This is a genomic window from Cupriavidus sp. HMR-1 (genome assembly GCF_000319775.1).
GTDB classification, from domain to species: domain Bacteria; phylum Pseudomonadota; class Gammaproteobacteria; order Burkholderiales; family Burkholderiaceae; genus Cupriavidus; species Cupriavidus metallidurans.
Map to the genome: position 1 here is coordinate 44,231 of NZ_ANKP01000045.1, position 18,371 is coordinate 62,601.

Below are 18,371 nucleotides of genomic sequence, written 5' to 3' on the forward strand. Positions count from 1 at the left end.
GAATGCACCGACCCAATATCCGTACATGGCTGCGTGTCATGCTCGCCGCGCTGCTGCTGGCCGCGGCACCGTTGTGGGCCGCCACGCCGCTGACGCAGGCCGACCTCAAGCCATTGGCCGAGGATGACTACGATGCCAAGACCGCAGCGCTGAACAAGCTCACTCAGGCGCCGGCGGAGCAGGCTGGCCCGATCCTGAAGGCCTTGCAGGATGACGCGCTGCAGTACGCGCCCTCCGTCGGCATGGTGCGCCAGGATGGCGACAAGACCGTCGACGCGGTCACCGGCAAGCCGGTCACCGTGAAGGCGGACGAGCTCGAATCGCTGACGCTGAATAACAGCCTGCGCGCCATCGTCGATAGTGCCGCGAGCAGCCTGGAGCTGCAGTCACCGGACATCGCGGTGCGCACGCAGGCCATCAGTACGCTGTTCGATCAACCGGAGAACGCTTCGCGTGCGGCGGTGGAGGCCGCGCGCAAGGCCGAGGCCGATGCCGGACTGCGGGCGAGGCTCGACGTGATCTGGGCCAACACGGTTCTCGCGCAAGGTGCCGAAGCGGGCCGGGACGCGCGTATCGAGGCGATTCGCATCCTCGGCCACGACAGCAATCCGCAATCGCGCCAGAAGCTGATGCCGTTGGTCGAGCGCGACGCGGCCGGCAAGTACAAGGAGGCCGACGAAGGCGTGCGTGTGGCCGCGCAAGTGGCCATTGACCAGTTGCGGACCGAACAGCGCCGCGCCGAACTGCTCGGCAACCTGTTCGCGGGTCTGAGCCTTGGCAGCGTGCTGCTGCTGGCGGCGCTGGGTCTGGCAATCACGTACGGGCTGATCGGCGTCATCAACATGGCGCACGGCGAGTTTCTGATGATCGGCGCCTATGCCACCTACGTGGTGCAGACGCTGTTTCGTGCCTACGCGCCCAATGCGTTTGACTGGTACCTCGTGGCGGCCGTGCCGGTGTCGTTCCTGGCTGCCGGAGCCGTTGGTTTCGCGCTCGAGCGAATCGTGCTGCGCCATCTCTATGGCCGCCCGCTGGAGACGCTGCTGGCCACGTTCGGTGTCAGCCTGCTGATGATGCAGGCCGTGCGTACGATCTTCGGCGCGCAGAACGTGGAAGTGGCCAATCCTGCGTGGATGAGCGGCGGCATCGAGGCACTCGCCGGGCTCGTGATTCCGTACAACCGCATCATCATCATCCTGTTCGCGCTGGGCGTGGTGACGGTGGCATGGGCGGTGCTGAATCGCACGCGCCTGGGCCTGTTCGTGCGCGCCACGACGCAGAACCGCACGATGGCGGCCTGCGTGGGCGTGCGGACGTGGAAGGTGGACAGCTACGCGTTCGCATTTGGCGCCGGCATCGCCGGGCTCGGCGGTTGCGCGCTCTCGCAGATCGGCAACGTGGGCCCGGACCTGGGGCAAGCCTACATCATCGACTCGTTCATGGTGGTGGTGCTGGGTGGCGTCGGGCAGCTGGCGGGCACGATCGTGGGCGCGTTCGGCCTCGGCATCATCAACAAATTCATCGAGCCGTTCTATGGCGCGGTGCTGGCCAAGATCTTCGTCCTCGTGCTGATCGTGCTGTTCATCCAGAAGCGGCCACAAGGACTTTTCGCGCTCAAGGGGCGCAGCGCGGAGGCCTGACATGAGCAGCTTTTCCTCGAAACCCGGCAAGCCATTCACGCTATCCGTGCCGGAACGCCAGCCGCTGTTCTCCACGCGCATGTGGATGGCGATGGCGGTACTGACCCTGGTCGTGGCGATCGGCGTGCCAGTCTGCGCGCTGGTCGTGCCGGAAGGCCACGCGCTGCATCTGTCGGCCTATGCGTTGACGTTGATCGGCAAGATCATGTGCTTCGCGCTGGCGGCCATTGCGCTCGATCTGGTGTGGGGCTATTGCGGCATCCTGAGCCTCGGCCATGGTCTGTTCTTCGCGCTGGGCGGGTATGCGATGGGCATGTACCTGATGCGGTCGATCGGTCGCGAAGGTGTCTACAAGAGCGATCTGCCCGACTTCATGGTGTTCCTGGACTGGAAGGAGCTGCCGTGGTTCTGGCATGGCACCGAGCACTTTCCCTACGCATTGCTGCTGGTGGTACTGGTGCCGGGCGTGCTGGCGTGGCTGTTTGGCTTCTTCGCGTTCCGGTCCCGCATCAAGGGTGTGTACCTGTCGATCATCACGCAGGCTATGACGTACGCCGCGATGCTGTTGTTCTTCCGCAATGAAACGGGCTTCGGCGGCAATAACGGCTTTACCGACTTCAAGCGCATCGCCGGTTTTGCCGTGGCTGCGCCGCAGACGCGTGCCGCGCTGTTCGTGCTGACGTTCCTTGCACTGCTGGCCGGATTCGTGGCCTGCCGCTACATCGTCACGTCCAAGCTCGGCCGGGTGGTGACCGCCGTGCGCGACGCGGAGATGCGCGTGATGTTTTCGGGCTACAACCCGCTTGGGTACAAGCTGTTCGTGTGGACGTTCTCGGCTGTGCTTTGCGGCATTGCCGGAGCGCTGTACGTGCCGCAGGTCGGCATCATCAACCCGAGCGAGATGTCGCCCGCGAACTCGATCGAAATGGCGGTGTGGGTCGCCGTCGGCGGGCGCGGCACGTTGATCGGTCCGGTAGTGGGGGCATTCCTGGTCAACGGCGCGAAGACGATGTTCACGGCCTATTTCGCGGAGTACTGGCTATTCCTGCTCGGCGCGATGTTCGTGCTGGTGACGCTGTACCTGCCCGATGGCGTGGTGGGCCTCTGGCGACGCCTGCGTGATCGTCGCACTTCGAAGGTGGAAACCGGAGCCGCCGATGAAGCGGAAGCGGTGGTGGCGTCGCAGCAAGGGAGCAAGGCATGAATTCGGTACTGGGTGAAGGCAAGGCGGAAAGCGGGGACGCCACCGGGCTGGGCCGGATCGTCGAACCCGGCGTCATCGACACCACGCACGGTCCGATCCTCTACATCGAGGACCTGACCGTGCAGTTCGACGGCTTTCGCGCGCTGAACAAGCTGTCGTTGTCGATCGATCACGGTGAACTGCGCTGCGTGATCGGCCCGAATGGCGCCGGCAAGACCACGATGATGGATGTCATCACCGGCAAGACCGGGCCGCGCAACGCCAACGTGACCGGGCGTGTGTTTCTGGGGCAGACCATCGACCTGATGCGGCTGACCGAACCGCACATCGCGCAGACCGGCATTGGCCGCAAGTTCCAGAAGCCGACCGTGTTCGAGCAGCACGCGGTCTGGGAGAACCTGGAACTGGCGATGAAGGCCGACAAGCGCTGGTGGGCATCGCTGCGCGCCCGGCTGACGCTGGAGGGGCATCGTCGCATCGAGGAAACGCTGGCGCTGACCGGGCTCGAGGACGAAGCCTATCGCCCTGCGGGCTTGCTGTCACATGGCCAGAAGCAGCGGCTCGAGATCGGCATGTTGCTGATGCAGCAGCCTCAGCTCCTGCTGCTCGACGAACCGGTGGCCGGCATGACCGACGAGGAAACCATGCAACTGGCCGCGCTGCTCAACAGTCTGCGCGGTAGCTGCTCGATGATGGTGGTCGAGCACGACATGGAATTCGTCGCCGCGCTGGCCGGTGACGCTGGCACGGTGACCGTACTGGCGGAAGGCAGCCTGCTGGCCGAAGGCACGCTCGACGCCGTGAAGCGCGACGAACGCGTGATCGAATCCTACCTGGGAAGATAACGATGCTGCAGGTCAACGCAATCAATCAGTTCTACGGCGGCAGCCATATCCTGCGCGACGTATCGTTCGAGGTGCCGCATGGCAAGCTGACGACGCTGCTGGGCCGCAATGGGGTGGGGAAAAGCACGCTGCTCAAGTGTCTGATGGGCGTGGTGCCCACGCGCAGTGGCAGCATCAGCTGGGACGGCAAGGCGCTGGAAAAGAAGGCGCCTTACGAACGTGTTTCGGCGGGGCTGGCCTACGTGCCGCAGGGCCGCGAGATCTTTCCCCGGCTGACCGTCGAGGAGAACCTGCTGATTGGCGCCGCCAGCCGGGCGAGGCCATCGGGCGTGCCCGACCGCATCTATCAGCTGTTTCCTGTGCTGCGCACGATGCGCCAGCGCCGTGGCGGTGATCTGTCGGGTGGTCAGCAGCAGCAACTGGCCATCGGCCGGGCGCTGATGAGCGAGCCGCAGTTGCTGATTCTCGACGAGCCGACCGAGGGCATCCAGCCGTCGATCATCCAGGATATTGGCCGTGCCTTGCGGTTGCTGGTGGACGAGTTCGGCATGACCGTGCTGCTGGTGGAGCAGTACTACGAGTTCGCGCGGCACCTGGCCGACCACTACGTGGTGATGAGTCGTGGCGAGGTCGTGGCCAAGGGCGATGGGGCAACGATGGAGCAGGACGGCGTGCGCGCGCTGATCGCGGTTTGAGCGTGCATTCGAACGACCCTGAAGGTTGTCCGGGCACCTTTCTGTGACGGCTGCCACGCGCTATGATCTGGCGCACCGGCCCCCGCCTGAACCGTCTTGCCATCTTCGATGCGCCATCCGGATTTTCCATCGCAACTCGCCATGACATCAGCCTGGCACGCCAGCCTGCGCTTGCGCTTTGCCGCGCGCGCCGGCCGGACCGCCATGGTCGAGCGGCGCCACGAGGGGCCGCTGCGGGTGCAGAAGCCGCTCTATCCCGAAGGGGAGATTTGCCACGGGGTGGTGCTGCATCCGCCCGCCGGCGTGGCGGGCGGGGATCGTCTCGACATCGACATTGCCGTGGCATCGGGCGCCCATGCGGTGCTGGCCACGCCGGGTGCTACCAAATGGTACAAGTCGCTCGGCCGCGATGCAGCGCAGCATGTGCGGATCGAGGTGGCAGCCGGCGGGAAGCTCGACTGGCTGCCGCAGGAGAACATCGTGTTCGACGATGCCCGTGCCCGGATCACGACGGACGTGGTGGTGGCGCCCGGAGGCAGCGCGATCGGCTGGGACGCCGTGGTGCTGGGTCGCCAGGCGTCGGGCGAGCGATGGGCCAGCGGCGCGTTATGGCTCGACACTCGCGTGGGTGACCCGGACCGCGCGCTGTGGATCGAACAATCGCATTTCGATGGCGCGTCACCGTTGCGTGGTGCCGTGGCCGGCATGGATGGACTGCATATCCTCGGCACACTTTGGGCGATCGGGCCGGGCGCCACGCAGGAGCTGGCGGAAGCGCTGGCCGAGCGTCTGCCATATCGTGCCGATCTACGCGCCGGCGTGACCTGCCTGGCTGGACATGGCACGACCACGGCGCAGTCGATGCTGCTGCTGCGCGTGCTTGGCAGCGATATGGAAGCGGTGCGCCACCTGATGATCGACGCGTGGACCGTGCTGCGCCAGCCGATGCATGGCGTGCCGGCAAGGCCGCTGCGCCTGTGGTCGACCTGAGAACCTAATACCTCGAACAACAAGGAATCCGATCATGGAACTGACGCCGCGCGAGAAAGACAAGCTGCTGATCTTCACCGCCGCGCTACTGGCCGAACGCCGTCGCGCGCGCGGTCTCAAGTTGAACTACCCGGAAGCGGTGGCGCTGATCACCGCCGCCATCATGGAAGGTGCGCGCGATGGCCGCACCGTGGCCGAACTGATGCACGAGGGAACCACCGTGCTCGCACGCGAGGACGTGATGGATGGCGTGGCCGAAAAGATCCCCGAGATCCAGGTGGAAGCCACGTTCCCGGACGGCACCAAACTGGTCACCGTGCACCACCCGATCGTCTGAATCCGCGTCACCGTCGCAGCCATTCACAAGAAGAGGAAAACCCTATGCACCGCATGCTCCGTTCCCGCCTGACTGCAGGCGTAGCGATGTCGCTGGCCTCCGTCTCTGCCTTCGCGCATCCCGGCCACGACGCCGCCACGGTTGGTGCCAGCCTCTGGGCCGGCCTGGCCCACCCGTTCACGGGCGCCGACCACCTGCTGGCGATGGCCGCCGTGGGCGTGTGGAGCGCGCTGGCAAGCTCGCCGCGCAGCGCCTTCGGCCAGACATCCAGGATGGATGTGCTGCGCTTGCCGCTCGCGTTCGTGGCGATGATGCTGGTGGGGGCCGCGCTCGGGCTGGCTGGCGTCACGCTGCCGGCCGTCGAGCCGATGATCGCCGTCTCGCTGCTCGTGATCGGACTGCTGGTGGCCGCACGCGCGCGTCTGTCGGCATGGGCAGGCATGGCGATCGTCGGCGGCTTCGCGCTGTTTCACGGCTATGCGCACGGTGCTGAGTTGCCGGCGACTGCTGCGGCACTGCCCTCGGTGCTGGCGTATGTGGGCGGTTTTGCCGTGGCCACGATGACACTGCACGTGCTCGGCATCGGCGCGGGGGCGTTCCTTCGTCGTCACGCCAGCTGGCTGGCGCGCGTGGCTGGCGCTGGGGTGGCGCTGTACGGCGTCGGCCTGCTGGTCGCCTGATCTTCCCCCCAGGAGCTTTCGCGATGATTCCCGGTGAACTGATGCCGCTCGACGGCGAGATCGAACTGAATGCGGGGCGTCCCACGGTCACCGTGACCGTGGCCAACACTGGCGACCGGCCGGTGCAGGTCGGCTCGCACTTCCATTTCTACGAAACCAACGCCGCGTTGTCGTTCAACCGCGAGGCCGCGCGCGGCTATCGCCTCGACATCGCCGCCGGCACGGCCGTGCGCTTCGAGCCGGGGCAGTCGCGCACGGTGCAACTCGTGGCGCTGGACGGTGACCGCATCGTCTATGGTTTCAACGGCAGAATCATGGGAGCACTCTGATGAGCGTGAAGATCTCCAGACAGGCCTATGCCGAGATGTTCGGCCCGACCACGGGCGACAGGCTGCGCCTTGCCGACACGGACCTTGTGATCGAAGTCGAGCGCGATTTCACGATCTACGGCGAGGAAGTGAAGTTCGGCGGCGGCAAGGTGATTCGCGATGGCATGGGCCAGAGCCAGCGCATGTCGAAGGACTGCGTCGACACGGTGGTCACCAACGCACTGATCATCGACCACTGGGGCATCGTCAAGGCCGATATCGGGCTGAAGCACGGGCGCATCGCGGCGATCGGCAAGGCGGGTAATCCGGATATCCAGCCGGGGGTGACGATCATCGTCGGGCCGGGTACCGAGGTCATCGCGGGCGAGGGGATGATCGTCACCGCTGGCGGCATCGACACGCACATCCACTTCATCTGCCCGCAGCAGATCGAAGAAGCGCTGATGAGCGGCGTGACGACGATGATCGGCGGCGGCACCGGGCCGGCGACGGGCACCTATGCGACGACCGTGACGCCGGGCCCGTGGTACATGGAGCGGATGCTGCAGGCGGCCGATGCATATCCGATGAACATCGGCTTTCTCGGCAAGGGCAACGCCAGCCTGGCGGCGCCGCTGACCGAGCAGGTGGAGGCGGGCGCCATCGGCTTGAAGCTGCACGAGGACTGGGGCACCACGCCGCAGGCGATCGACACCTGCCTGTCCGTGGCCGATGCCACCGATACCCAAGTGGCGATCCACACCGACACGCTCAACGAAGGCGGCTTTGTCGAGGCGACGATTGCCGCGTTCAAGGGCCGCACGATCCACACGTATCACACCGAAGGCGCGGGTGGCGGCCATGCGCCGGACATCATCAAGGTTTGCGGTGAGGCCAATGTGCTGCCGTCGTCGACCAATCCGACGCGCCCGTACACCGTGAACACGCTGGACGAGCACCTGGACATGCTGATGGTCTGCCATCATCTGGATCCGGCCATTGCGGAGGACATCGCGTTCGCGGAGTCGCGTATCCGTCGCGAGACCATCGCGGCCGAGGACATCCTGCACGACCTCGGCGCGTTCTCGATGATTTCGAGTGATTCGCAGGCCATGGGCCGCGTGGGCGAGGTGATCATTCGCACGTGGCAGACCGCGCACAAGATGGCCGCGCAGCGCGGCAAGTTGCCCGGCGATCCACACGATGCGCGCGGCGGGCACGACAACTTCCGCGTCAAGCGCTATATCGCCAAGTACACGATCAATCCGGCGCTCACGCACGGTATCGCGCACGAGGTGGGGTCGATCGAAGTCGGCAAGTGGGCGGACCTGGTGTTCTGGAAGCCGGCCTTCTTCGGCGTGAAGCCGAGCCTGATTCTAAAGGGCGGCATGATCGCGGCGGCGGCGATGGGTGATCCGAATGCCTCGATCCCGACCCCGCAGCCGGTGCACTATCGTCCGATGTTCGCATCGGCCGGTGGGGCGCTACCGAGATCGTCGCTCACCTTCGTCTCGCAGGCGGCGCTGGCCGCGAATGTCGGCGAGCGCTACGGTCTGGCCAAGACGCTCACCGCAGTGCGCGGCACGCGTACCGTCAGCAAACGCGACATGGTGCACAATGACTGGCAGCCGCACGTCACCGTGGATCCGGAGACTTACCAGGTGGTAGCCGACGGTCAGCTGCTGACGTGCGAACCCGCCACTGTGCTGCCGATGGCGCAGCGCTATTTCCTGTTCTGACCCGTGATCAAGATCGACAAACACCTGCCCGCTCCGCACGGCATCGCGCCGGTACTCGTGCGCCGCGCGCCGAAGCTCGTCCTGCCGTTCGGTGAACGCAGCAAGAGCCGCCTGCGCGCCATCCTCGACAACGGCGCCGAGGCCGCCTTGTTTCTGCCGCGTGGCACCGTGCTGCGTGGCGGCGATCTGCTGGTGGCGGAGGACGGTACCTTCGTGGAAGTGCAGGCCGCAGCGGAGTCGGTGCTGCAGGTCACCGCGACCGACCCGCAGGCGCTGATGCGCGCCGCCTATCACCTGGGCAATCGCCACACGCCGGTGGAGGTCGGGCGCGATTATCTGCGGCTGGAGTATGACCCTGTGCTGGCCGACATGCTGGCCCGACTGGGCGTGCAGGCCGAGCGCGCGGACCTGCCGTTCGAGCCCGAGGCTGGCGCCTATGGCGGCGGCCACAAGCACGGGCATGACGCGACGTTCGCGGAGGACTACGCGGCGGCGCAGGCAGTGTTCCACGAGCATCATGGGCACTCGCACTCGCATGACCATGACCATGGTCACGTGCATGACGAGCATTGCGGTCACAAACATTGAGTTGCCCCTGACACCGTCGGCAGAGCCATCCCCCATGACCGCGCTCCCCCAGCTCATCTCCCTGCTGCACCTTGCCTCGCCGACGCTCCCCATCGGCGGCTTCAGCTATTCGCAGGGACTGGAGGCGGCCATCGATTGCGAGTTGGTGCGGGATGCGGCGACTGCCGAGCGCTGGATTCGCGACAACCTTCTGCATGTGCAGGCCCAATGCGAGGCGCCTGTCTGGCTACTGCTGCATCGCGCGTGGCAGACGCGGGACCACGCCTCCGTGCGGCAATGGAACGACTGGTTTCATGCCACCCGGGAAACATCCGAACTGCGGCTCGAGACCGAGCAGATGGGCTGGTCGCTGGCGAAACTGATCGCGCAGATGGGTTGGGGCGACGATGCGTGCCGCGACCTGCTGCGCGACATGCGGCCGGTCTGCCTGCCCACGGCGTTTACCTCGGCGTGCGTGGCGCTGGGCATCGCTGCGCGTGAAGGCCTGGCCGCGTATCTCTTCAACTGGGCCGAAAACCAGGTGGCAGCCGCCATCAAGGCGGTTCCGCTCGGCCAGGTGGCGGGCCAGCAGATGCTGCTTGGCTTGCATCAGGCGGTGCTCGGCACCGTCGATGAAGCAGTGTGCCGCGCCGATGCAGTGCCACCATTGCTTTCCACGTTCTCCCCGATGCTAGGCGTACTGTCGGCGCGTCACGAGACGCAGTACTCCCGGCTGTTCCGATCCTGAGATCCGATCATGACTCGTACCAAGAAAAATCCTCCGTTGCGCGTTGGCGTGGGCGGCCCCGTCGGCTCCGGCAAGACCACGCTGCTCGAGATGCTGTGCAAGGCCATGCGCGACCGCTATGACCTGGTGGCGATCACCAACGATATCTATACGAAGGAAGACCAGCGCCTGCTGACGATCTCGGGCGCGCTGCCGGCCGAGCGGATCATGGGTGTGGAAACGGGCGGGTGTCCCCACACCGCGATCCGCGAGGACGCCTCGATCAACCTCGAGGCTGTCGATCGGATGCTGGCGAAGTTTCCTGATGCCGATGTGGTGTTCATCGAGTCGGGCGGAGACAATCTGGCTGCGACGTTCAGCCCGGAACTTTCCGACCTGACGATCTATGTGATCGACGTGGCGGGCGGCGAGAAGATCCCGCGCAAGGGCGGGCCGGGCATCACGAAGTCCGATCTGCTGGTTATCAACAAGACCGACCTTGCGCCCTATGTTGGTGCATCACTGGAGATCATGGAGAGCGACGCCCGCAAGATGCGCGGCGAGCGGCCCTTCGTGATGGGCAGCGTGAAATCGGGGCAGGGACTTGATCAGGTGATTGCGTTCATCGAGCGGCAGGGCATGCTCGACGTGTAGCCGTGTAGCCGTGTAGCCGTGTAGCCGTGTAGCCGTGCAGCCGTGCAGCCGTGCAGCTACGCGGCTCCCCCATCCCTTCGCGCTGCTGGCTAGGCGATCTTGCGCAATTGTTTTCGCGCGAGCGCTCTTGCCACGCCGGCCACCACATCGCGGTCAGTGTCGCTGAGTTCCGTCATATAGCGCAGCGTGGCCTGTACCGCCGGTGATATCTCCGGGTTGAATGGCGCGCGCGCCGGCTCGACCGGCGCGTCCGCGCAATGACTGGAGAAATCCAGCATCACACTCGGCGCGACACCCAGCGTGTCGGCAAGCGTGCAGATGTTGTACAGCGCAACATTGCGCGTGCCGCGTTCGATTCCGCTGAGGTACGATCGCGCGAGTCCGCTTTCGAGCGACAGCGCTTCCTGAGACCAGCCGCGCTGCTTGCGCAACCAGGTCAGATGCCGCCCGAACAGCTTGAGTGGATCCCCGGTCATAAGGTGCATTGTGGATATTAGGTCGCTACGTCGCCCGAGGCTAAAGGGTTTGACCTGTCGATCACGACAACTTATAGTTCGTCGTTCTATCGGTGCCAGATCTGCATTTCAAGGGATGCGCCCACTCAAGGGTGCGGCGCCGATCGCATGGACCGGACGGTTTCACGCCGTGCCGAAACGGGGCAGTAGCGCATTGGCGATCGGGCGGAAAGCCGCATCGTACCGCCGTTGCGCATTCAGGGACCACTCGCGTCCCAGACTCCGTTCAGAGGGAATGCCATGCGGATCTATACGTTCTTCCATGCTCACCAGCGCGGCGATCTGCCGCACCTGAAGACTGCCACGACAAATGGTTTCGGTCACTGCTTATGTGTCATTCCGACAACGGCAGGGCTCGGTCATTCGTGCGATTACATCCATCTGCGTGCCGGTGATTGCTATCCGGTCACGGTAGCCGGGCACCCGGAATGGTGGGCTTGCCTGCAAGGCGGCCTGCGCGTGCTCGATGGCGATGCGGAGCGCGCGGTGCTGGCCTGCGGTGATATTCATACCCCCGAAGTGCACCAGACGGTCGAGTTACAGGCCGTGGTCGACAGCGTGCTGGTTCGCGCCATCCCACAGGCCGGCGAGGCCGGGCACTGCAATGCCGGCGCCGCCGAATTCATTGCGATCGATGCGGGAGAGGCCGAGTGGGCGCAGCATCTTCACGCGCGCGGGCTGGTCTGGGGTGTCTGCCATCGGGGTGTGCTCAACCTGCAATGGCGGGGCGGGGCGAGCGGCGGCGACGTTCAATCGACCTACCTTCAACCGGGCATGGCCTTCGCGCCGGAGCCTGATGACGACTACTGCATCGACGCGATGCTGTCCGGTGCCGGGCTGCTCTGCTGCATGCAGCCGGCACCGGTACCGTCAGACGCATACGCCCCGCAGGGCGAACGACAGGCCGCCTGACGCCGGCGTTAGCGACGCTGGTATTGCGTGGCGCCGAACAGGACCTCGCGCTCCTTGTCGCCCTGTAGCGGCTTGCGTGCGCTGGCCAGGACCTCGACGCCGCGCTTGACCGCCGGACGTTCCGCGATGTCGTTGAACCAGCGCTTCAGGTGCGGATAGTCGTCCAGCTCCACGCCCTGGTTCTGCCAGCTACGCAGCCACGGGAACGTCGCGATATCGGCCACGGTGTAGGTGTCGCCTGCCAGATACTTGTGCGTCGACAACTGCTTGTCGATCACGCCGTAAAGGCGCTTGGCCTCGTTGGTGTAGCGATTGACGGCGTATTCGATCTTCTCCGGCGCGTAGATGCGGAAGTGGTGCGCCTGACCCAGCATTGGGCCGACACCGCCCATCTGGAACATCAGCCACTGCAGCGCCTCGTACTTGCCGCGCACGTCCTCGGGCAGGAACTTGCCGGTCTTGCCCGCCAGGTACAGCAGGATCGCACCCGATTCGAACAGCGAGATCGGCTGGCCGTCCGGGCCGTCGGTGTCGACGATCGCCGGGATCTTGTTGTTCGGGCTGATCTTGAGAAAGTCCTCGCCGAACTGGTCGCCGGCGCCGATGTTGATCGGATGGACCCTGTACTCGAGGCCGCACTCCTCGAGCATGATGTGGACTTTATGGCCGTTCGGTGTGGGCCAGGTGTAGGCGTCGATCATCTGCAACTGTCTCCATGGAAGATTCGCCGGGGCATTAGAGCACGAAAGAAATAACCCTGTTGGGCATGGATGATCTGTTCGTGGGATGGCACTTCGGTGTCACGCCCGGCAAGAAAAAAAGCCCGACAGTGACCTGTCGGGCTTTCCTGTTTCAGCAGCAGCGCATCACGAACCGCGCGTGATCGGCATCTGGATGCTGTCCGGGTTCAGCTTCATGTGCTTGGCCAGTTCCAGCTTGGCGATCGCATTGCGGTGCACCTCGTCCGGACCATCGGCCAGACGCAGCGTGCGCTGGTGCGCCCACCAGTTGGCCAGCGGGAAGTCGCCCGACACACCCGCGGCGCCGTGCACCTGGATGGCCCAGTCGATCACGCGCAGGGCCACGTTCGGCGCCACCACCTTGATCATCGCAATCTCGGCCTTGGCAATCTTGTTGCCGACCGTGTCCATCATGTACGCGGCCTTCAGCGTCAGCAGGCGCGCCATCTCGATGTCGCAGCGGGCTTCGGCGATGCGTTCCTGCGTCACGCCCTGGCGGGCGATCTGCTTGCCGAATGCCACACGCTCCAGACTGCGCTTGCACATCAGTTCCAGCGCGCGTTCCGCCACGCCGATGCTGCGCATGCAGTGGTGGATACGGCCCGGGCCGAGGCGGCCCTGGGCGATCTCGAAGCCGCGGCCTTCGCCCAACAGGATGTTGCTGACCGGCACGCGCACATTCTTCAGTTCGATTTCCATGTGGCCGTGCGGCGCGTCGTCGTAGCCGAACACCGGCAGGAAACGCTTGATGGTGATGCCCGGGGTATCGGCCGGCACCACGACCATCGACTGCTGCTCATGACGGCCAGCATTCGGATCGGTCTTGCCCATCACGATGTAGACCTTGCAGCGGGGATCGCCGGCGCCCGACGACCACCACTTGGTGCCGTTGATCACGTAGTGATCGCCATCGCGTTCGATGCGGCACTCGATGTTGGTGGCGTCCGACGAAGCCACGGCCGGCTCGGTCATCAGGAACGCCGAGCGGATCTCGCCGCGCAGCAGGGGCTCCAGCCACTCGTCCTTCAGTTCTTCCGAGGCGTAGCGCTCGAGCGTTTCCATGTTGCCGGTATCGGGCGCGGCGCAGTTGAACACTTCAGCCGACCAGGGCACACGGCCCATGATTTCGCACAACGGTGCGTATTCGAGGTTCGACAGGCCTTCCGGCGCGCGCTTCGAACGCGGCAGGAACAGGTTCCAGAGCCCGGCTTCACGCGCCAGCGGCTTCAGTTCCTCGATCACCTTGGTCGGAATCCACGCGTTGCCGGCCGCGCGATTGGCCTGGATCTCGGCGTAGAAGCGCTTCTCGTTGGGGTAAATGTGCTGGTCGAAGAACGCCAGCAGCCTGGCCTGCATTTCCTTGACCTTGGGCGTGTACTCGAATTGCATGAGGTCTCCTCGGTTACCTTTTGGGTGTGGTACCAGGCACGGTGTGCCGACGTTGGTTACTCTAGCGGAACCTGATCAATAAGAAAAATGAATTTTCTGGATTGGTCAGTATCAATATCCTGCATTCCGTGACAGAATGCATTCACTACAAACTGACGTCGTGTCGATCGGTTGCCGGCTGGCCCCAATGCCTGCTGCGCGATCTGGCGTGCGTCTCGTGCCAGTCAAGCATTCGCGCAGGAAGGTGCCATGCAGCTCAGCCGGATCGATCTCAATCTCTTCGTAGTATTCGACGCCATCTACAGCGAGGGGAGCATCACCGCTGCCGCGCGCCAGTTGAACCTGACGCAGCCGGCCGTGAGCCACGCGCTGGGCCGTCTGCGCACGCTGTTCGACGATCCGCTGTTCGAGCGCCGCGGGCAGGGCATGGCGCCGACGCCGCTGGCCCGCTCGTTGGCCGGGGAGGTGCGCGGGGCGTTGCAGTCCTTCGCGCGGACGCTGCAGGACACGCCGCACTTCGATCCCACCAACACCACGCGCCGGTTCACCATCGGCATGCGCGACGCGCTCGAATCCACGCTGCTGCCGCCGCTGATGGCGCGCGTGACCGCGATGGCGCCGCACGTGGAGATTGCGGCGATTCGCTTCGATCGGCGCGAGATGGAGTCCGAACTGCTGGCCGGCACGCTGGACGCCGCGATCGACATCCTGCTGCCGGTATCGCCGGCGATCCATCACGCCGCGTTCATGTCCGATCCGATGGTGGTGCTGGCGCGGCGCGATCATCCGCTGGTCAAGAAGGAGCTGACGCTCGAGCGCTATCTCGCGGCCGAGCACGTACACGTGTCCTCGCGGCGACGAGGCGCGGGGCTGGAGGACCAGGCGCTGCATCGCATGGGCCTGACGCGGCGGGTGCGCCTGCGTTGCCAGCACTATGCCGCCGCGTGCCGCGTGGTCAGTTGCACCGATCTGCTGGCCACGCTGCCGCTGCGATACGCGCGCATCGCCAACGAGCCCTATGCCAACCGCCTGCTGTCGCTGCCGTTCAAGGTGCCGTCGCTCGAACTGCATCTGTACTGGCACGCGGGCGGCGAGAACGACGGCGCGAACCGCTGGCTGCGCGAGCAGCTGATGACGGTGATGGAATCGCTGGGCAGTGGCATGACGGATGTCGCGTCGGCTGCCGAGTAACCCCGGGTTAACGCTGTCAGACAAACGCCGATTTCACCAGCGTGTGTGATCGCCAAGAATCGCCGGATCTTCTCGACAGGAGGGACGGCATGGCTGACACACTCATAGCGACTTCAACAGGATCTTCCGCGCAATCTCTCTCGCAGCGTGCCGCGAACCGGCACTGGCGCGGTGCGCTGGCCGGGGCGATGGTTTCCCTGCTGGCCGCATCGCTATCAGGCTGCGGCACGGTGGACAAGGAAGCGGGGACGTCCGCCGCATCGACCGATCCGGCCACGGAGACGGGGACGGTGCCGGCGTCTACCGAGGCCGTGGCGGTAGCCGGGTTGCCGCCCGCCGCCGAAGTTGCCTCGGGCTACCGCCCGGGGATGACCACGACCTACGCGCAGAAGCATATGGCCGCTGCCGCGAATCCGCTGGCCACGGAGGCAGGTCGCGAGATGCTGCGTGCTGGCGGGTCGGCCATCGATGCCGCCGTGGCGATGCAGGCAGTGCTGACGCTGGTCGAGCCACAGGCTTCCGGGATCGGTGGCGGCGCCTTCATCATGTACTGGGACGGCAAGCGCGTGCAGACCTACGACGGCCGCGAAACGGCACCCGCTGGCGCCACCGAGAACCTGTTCATGCGTGCCGATGGCAAGCCGATGGAGTTCTCGGCAGGGCAGATCGGTGGGCGTTCGGTCGGCGTGCCGGGCGTGTTGCGCGCGCTGGAGCTCGCGCATCGCCAGCATGGTCGCTTGCCTTGGGCACGCCTGTTCGAGCCAGCCATCGCACTGGCCGACAAGGGCTTTCCGATCTCGCAGCGCCTCTATACGCAGGTCGCCGCGGACAAGTTCCTGACCGACTCCCCCGAGATGAAGGCGTATTTCCTCGACGATCAGGGCAAGCCGAAGCCGGTCGGCACGCTGGTCAGGAATCCGCAACTCGCGCAGACATTGAGGGAAATCGCCAGACACGGGCCGGACGTGTTCTACAACGGTCCCATCGCGCGTGACATCGCAGCCAAGGTCAACGCCCATGCGAACCCCGGCAGCCTGTCCGTGGCCGATCTGAAGGGGTACAAGGCCAAGGAGCGCCCGCCGGTCTGCACGAACTACAAGGCCTGGAAGGTCTGCGGGATGCCGCCGCCTTCGTCGGGTGGCATCGCGATCGCGCAGATTCTCGGCAACCTCGAAGCACTCGAAAAGCGCGATCCCCGCTATGCGCTGGCAAAGCTCAAGCCGACCCAGGTCAACACGCCGGCGGGGTTCGAGGCCAATCCGCTGGCGGTGCACGCCATCTCGGAGGCTGACCGTCTGGCCTACGCGGACCGTGGGCTCTACGTGGCCGATGCCGATTACGTGCCGGTAGACGTGAGCGCGCTCGTGAACCCGCAATACCTGGCCGAGCGTGCCGAACTGATTGGCGACAAGAGCATGGGCAAGGCCGAACCGGGCACGCCGCCCGGGGTCAACGTTGCCTTCGCGCCTGACCGCTCGCCACCGCGCATTTCCACGTCGCAGGTGGCGGCGGTGGATGACCGTGGTGGCGCGTTGTCGATGACCACGACGGTCGAGTCGTACTTCGGCTCGCACATCATGGTGCGTGGCTTCATGCTGAACAACCAGCTGACCGACTTCTCGTTCAACCCGACCGAGAACGGCAAGCCTGTGGCCAATCGCGTGCAGGCTGGCAAGCGGCCGCGCTCGTCGATGGCGCCGACGCTGGTGTTTGAGCGCAAGAGCGGCAGGCTGGTGGCGGCGCTTGGCTCTCCGGGCGGTTCGCAGATCATCGAGTATGTCTCGAAGACGCTGGTCGGCCTGCTCGACTGGAACATGGACGTGCAGCAGGCCGTGAGCATGGCGAACTTCGGTAGCCGTAACGGCCCAACGGAAGTCGAGCGCGGGCTGGTGACGCCTCAACTGGTGCAGGCGCTCAAGGATCAGGGCCATCAGGTGGCCGAGATCGAGATGACCAGCGGCACGCAGGCGATCATGCGCAAGGCGGGCCCGAATGGTCGGCCAGTCTGGGCTGGCGGCGCTGATCCACGGCGTGAGGGCGTGGCGCTGGGCGATTGAGTGCGTCGCGGATTGCACCCCTCTCCCGCGCGGGTGAGGGGCCGGGGAACAACGCTGGCGCTTCAGGTTCCTGTCATGACTGGCCAATGAAGAACGGGCGCGAATATCGCGCCCGTTCTTCATGCATAAGCCTTCCGCGGTAATCAGGCGTCCAGCTTCACCCCGGCCGCCTTCACCACCTGAGCCCAGCGCTTCTCCTCCGTCCCGAACCACTTGCCGGTCTCGGCCGGCGACATGGTCACGACTTCGGCGCCTTGCCCGGCCAGTTGGGCGCGGATCTCCGGTGTGCGGATGATGCGGATCAGCTCGGCATTGATCCGCGAGACGATGGCATCCGGCATTCCGACTGGCGCCATCACGCCTTGCCACGTTCCCGATTCGAAATTCGCCACGCCGCTCTCGGCGATGGTGGGCGTCTGGCTGACCAGGGCCATGCGCGAGCGTTTCGACACCGCCAGCAGCTTGAGTTTGCCGGCCTGCACCTGCGGCCAGGTGGCCAGCATCCCGTTCATCAGCACCTGCGCGGTGCCACCCACGGTATCGGAAATGGCCTGCGACCCGCCCTTGTAGGGCACGTATTGCCACGCCGCGCCGGTGGCCTGCTGCACGGCCACGCCAGCCAGGTGCGGCGCGCTGCCGATCGCCGTGACCGCGAAGTTCAGGGTCTGCTTGTGCGACAGGGCAACCAGTTCCTTGAGGTTGCTGACCTGCACGGACGGGTGGACGACCAGAAGGTGCGGGGAGTAGGCCAGCATGGCTACGCCCTTGAGGTCCTTGTTCGGATCGAAGGTGAGTTTCGTGTAGACCGACGGGCTGATCGCCAGCGCGCCGACATCGCACAGCAGCAGCGTGTGGTTGTCCGTGCCGGCCTGCGCGACCATCGCCGCGCCGATATTGCCATTGGCGCCCGGACGGTTGTCGACCACGATCGGCTGGCCCAGTGCCTCGCCGAGCTGCTTGCTGATCAGGCGCGCGATGATGTCCGACGAGCCGCCGGCCGGGTAGGGCACCACCAGCCGGATTGGCCGGCTCGGCCATTTGTCGTCGGCCCATGCGGAGGCGGGGGCGAGGATACCAGCGGTACCGAGGGTGCCAAGGGCGGCCAGGCCCGAAGCCTGGCCAAGGAATTGGCGGCGAGAGGTCATGCTGTGTCTCCAGTCAACACTTATCATAAGATGTCG

At 65.4% G+C, this 18,371-nt stretch carries 19 protein-coding genes; 15 read left to right on the forward strand and 4 right to left on the reverse strand.

The features are described 5' to 3' along the window. The first annotated feature begins 2 nt into the window (after positions 1–2). The 12 genes from urtB (at position 3) to ureG (ending at position 10,386) form a co-directional block, all read left to right on the forward strand. Positions 3–1,640, forward strand: a complete 1,638-nt coding sequence (gene urtB, locus D769_RS06760; RefSeq protein ID WP_040010916.1) for an urea ABC transporter permease subunit UrtB — start codon at positions 3–5, stop codon at positions 1,638–1,640. A 1-nt stretch (position 1,641) separates the two neighbouring features. Further along, entirely contained in the window at positions 1,642–2,844 is a 1,203-nt protein-coding gene (urtC, locus tag D769_RS06765) for an urea ABC transporter permease subunit UrtC (RefSeq protein ID WP_008643402.1), read from the forward strand. Next, positions 2,841–3,689: an urea ABC transporter ATP-binding protein UrtD gene (gene urtD / locus D769_RS06770; RefSeq protein ID WP_008643404.1), complete on the forward strand. Its 849-nt coding sequence runs from the start codon at positions 2,841–2,843 to the stop codon at positions 3,687–3,689. The genes urtC and urtD overlap by 4 nt, the downstream gene beginning before the upstream one ends. Before the next feature lie 2 nt (positions 3,690–3,691). After that, entirely contained in the window at positions 3,692–4,384 is a 693-nt protein-coding gene (gene urtE, locus D769_RS06775) for an urea ABC transporter ATP-binding subunit UrtE (protein WP_008643406.1), read from the forward strand. 108 nt (positions 4,385–4,492) lie between these two features. Further along, positions 4,493–5,374, forward strand: coding sequence for an urease accessory protein UreD (locus D769_RS06780; RefSeq protein WP_040010917.1), 882 nt, complete (start codon positions 4,493–4,495; stop codon positions 5,372–5,374). A gap of 34 nt (positions 5,375–5,408) precedes the next feature. Further along, positions 5,409–5,711 (forward strand): urease subunit gamma, encoded by a 303-nt coding sequence (locus D769_RS06785; RefSeq protein WP_008643410.1) that lies wholly within the window; start codon positions 5,409–5,411, stop codon positions 5,709–5,711. A 44-nt stretch (positions 5,712–5,755) separates the two neighbouring features. After that, positions 5,756–6,391: a HupE/UreJ family protein gene (locus tag D769_RS06790; RefSeq protein WP_008643412.1), complete on the forward strand. Its 636-nt coding sequence runs from the start codon at positions 5,756–5,758 to the stop codon at positions 6,389–6,391. A 23-nt stretch (positions 6,392–6,414) separates the two neighbouring features. Continuing rightward, complete coding sequence (locus tag D769_RS06795; protein ID WP_008643413.1) at positions 6,415–6,720, forward strand: urease subunit beta; 306 nt, start codon at positions 6,415–6,417, stop codon at positions 6,718–6,720. After that, positions 6,720–8,438, forward strand: a complete 1,719-nt coding sequence (ureC, locus tag D769_RS06800; protein ID WP_008643414.1) for an urease subunit alpha — start codon at positions 6,720–6,722, stop codon at positions 8,436–8,438. Before D769_RS06795 ends, ureC begins: the two co-directional genes overlap by 1 nt. A 3-nt stretch (positions 8,439–8,441) precedes the next feature. Next, complete coding sequence (ureE, locus tag D769_RS06805; RefSeq protein WP_008643415.1) at positions 8,442–9,026, forward strand: urease accessory protein UreE; 585 nt, start codon at positions 8,442–8,444, stop codon at positions 9,024–9,026. A gap of 34 nt (positions 9,027–9,060) precedes the next feature. Next, complete coding sequence (locus D769_RS06810) at positions 9,061–9,753, forward strand: urease accessory protein UreF (protein ID WP_008643416.1); 693 nt, start codon at positions 9,061–9,063, stop codon at positions 9,751–9,753. A 9-nt stretch (positions 9,754–9,762) separates the two neighbouring features. Further along, positions 9,763–10,386 (forward strand): urease accessory protein UreG, encoded by a 624-nt coding sequence (gene ureG / locus D769_RS06815; RefSeq protein ID WP_008643417.1) that lies wholly within the window; start codon positions 9,763–9,765, stop codon positions 10,384–10,386. Between the two features lie 89 nt (positions 10,387–10,475). Here the strand turns inward: ureG and D769_RS06820 are convergent, their stop codons facing one another. Then, the gene (locus D769_RS06820) at positions 10,476–10,871 is read right to left on the reverse strand and encodes a helix-turn-helix transcriptional regulator (RefSeq protein WP_008643418.1); all 396 of its coding nucleotides are present in this window, start codon (positions 10,869–10,871) and stop codon (positions 10,476–10,478) included. 270 nt (positions 10,872–11,141) lie between these two features. On the opposite strand from D769_RS06820, the gene D769_RS06825 reads away from it, so the two are divergent. Continuing rightward, a complete protein-coding gene (locus D769_RS06825; protein WP_008643419.1) occupies positions 11,142–11,813 on the forward strand; it encodes a hypothetical protein in 672 nt (223 codons plus the stop codon). An 8-nt stretch (positions 11,814–11,821) separates the two neighbouring features. Here the strand turns inward: D769_RS06825 and D769_RS06830 are convergent, their stop codons facing one another. Further along, a complete protein-coding gene (locus tag D769_RS06830) occupies positions 11,822–12,514 on the reverse strand; it encodes a glutathione binding-like protein (RefSeq protein ID WP_008643421.1) in 693 nt (230 codons plus the stop codon). Positions 12,515–12,679: 165 nt separating this feature from the next. Further along, positions 12,680–13,942: an acyl-CoA dehydrogenase family protein gene (locus D769_RS06835; protein WP_008643423.1), complete on the reverse strand. Its 1,263-nt coding sequence runs from the start codon at positions 13,940–13,942 to the stop codon at positions 12,680–12,682. A gap of 249 nt (positions 13,943–14,191) precedes the next feature. On the opposite strand from D769_RS06835, the gene D769_RS06840 reads away from it, so the two are divergent. Together D769_RS06840 and ggt are read left to right on the forward strand one after the other, a co-directional pair. After that, positions 14,192–15,133, forward strand: coding sequence for a LysR family transcriptional regulator (locus D769_RS06840; RefSeq protein WP_008643425.1), 942 nt, complete (start codon positions 14,192–14,194; stop codon positions 15,131–15,133). 188 nt (positions 15,134–15,321) lie between these two features. Next, complete coding sequence (gene ggt, locus D769_RS06845) at positions 15,322–17,190, forward strand: gamma-glutamyltransferase (RefSeq protein ID WP_008643426.1); 1,869 nt, start codon at positions 15,322–15,324, stop codon at positions 17,188–17,190. Between the two features lie 143 nt (positions 17,191–17,333). On the opposite strand, the gene D769_RS06850 is transcribed toward ggt, so the two are convergent. Further along, on the reverse strand, positions 17,334–18,335 hold the full coding sequence (locus D769_RS06850; protein WP_008643428.1) for a tripartite tricarboxylate transporter substrate binding protein: 1,002 nt from the start codon (positions 18,333–18,335) through the stop codon (positions 17,334–17,336). Positions 18,336–18,371 lie beyond the last annotated feature (36 nt).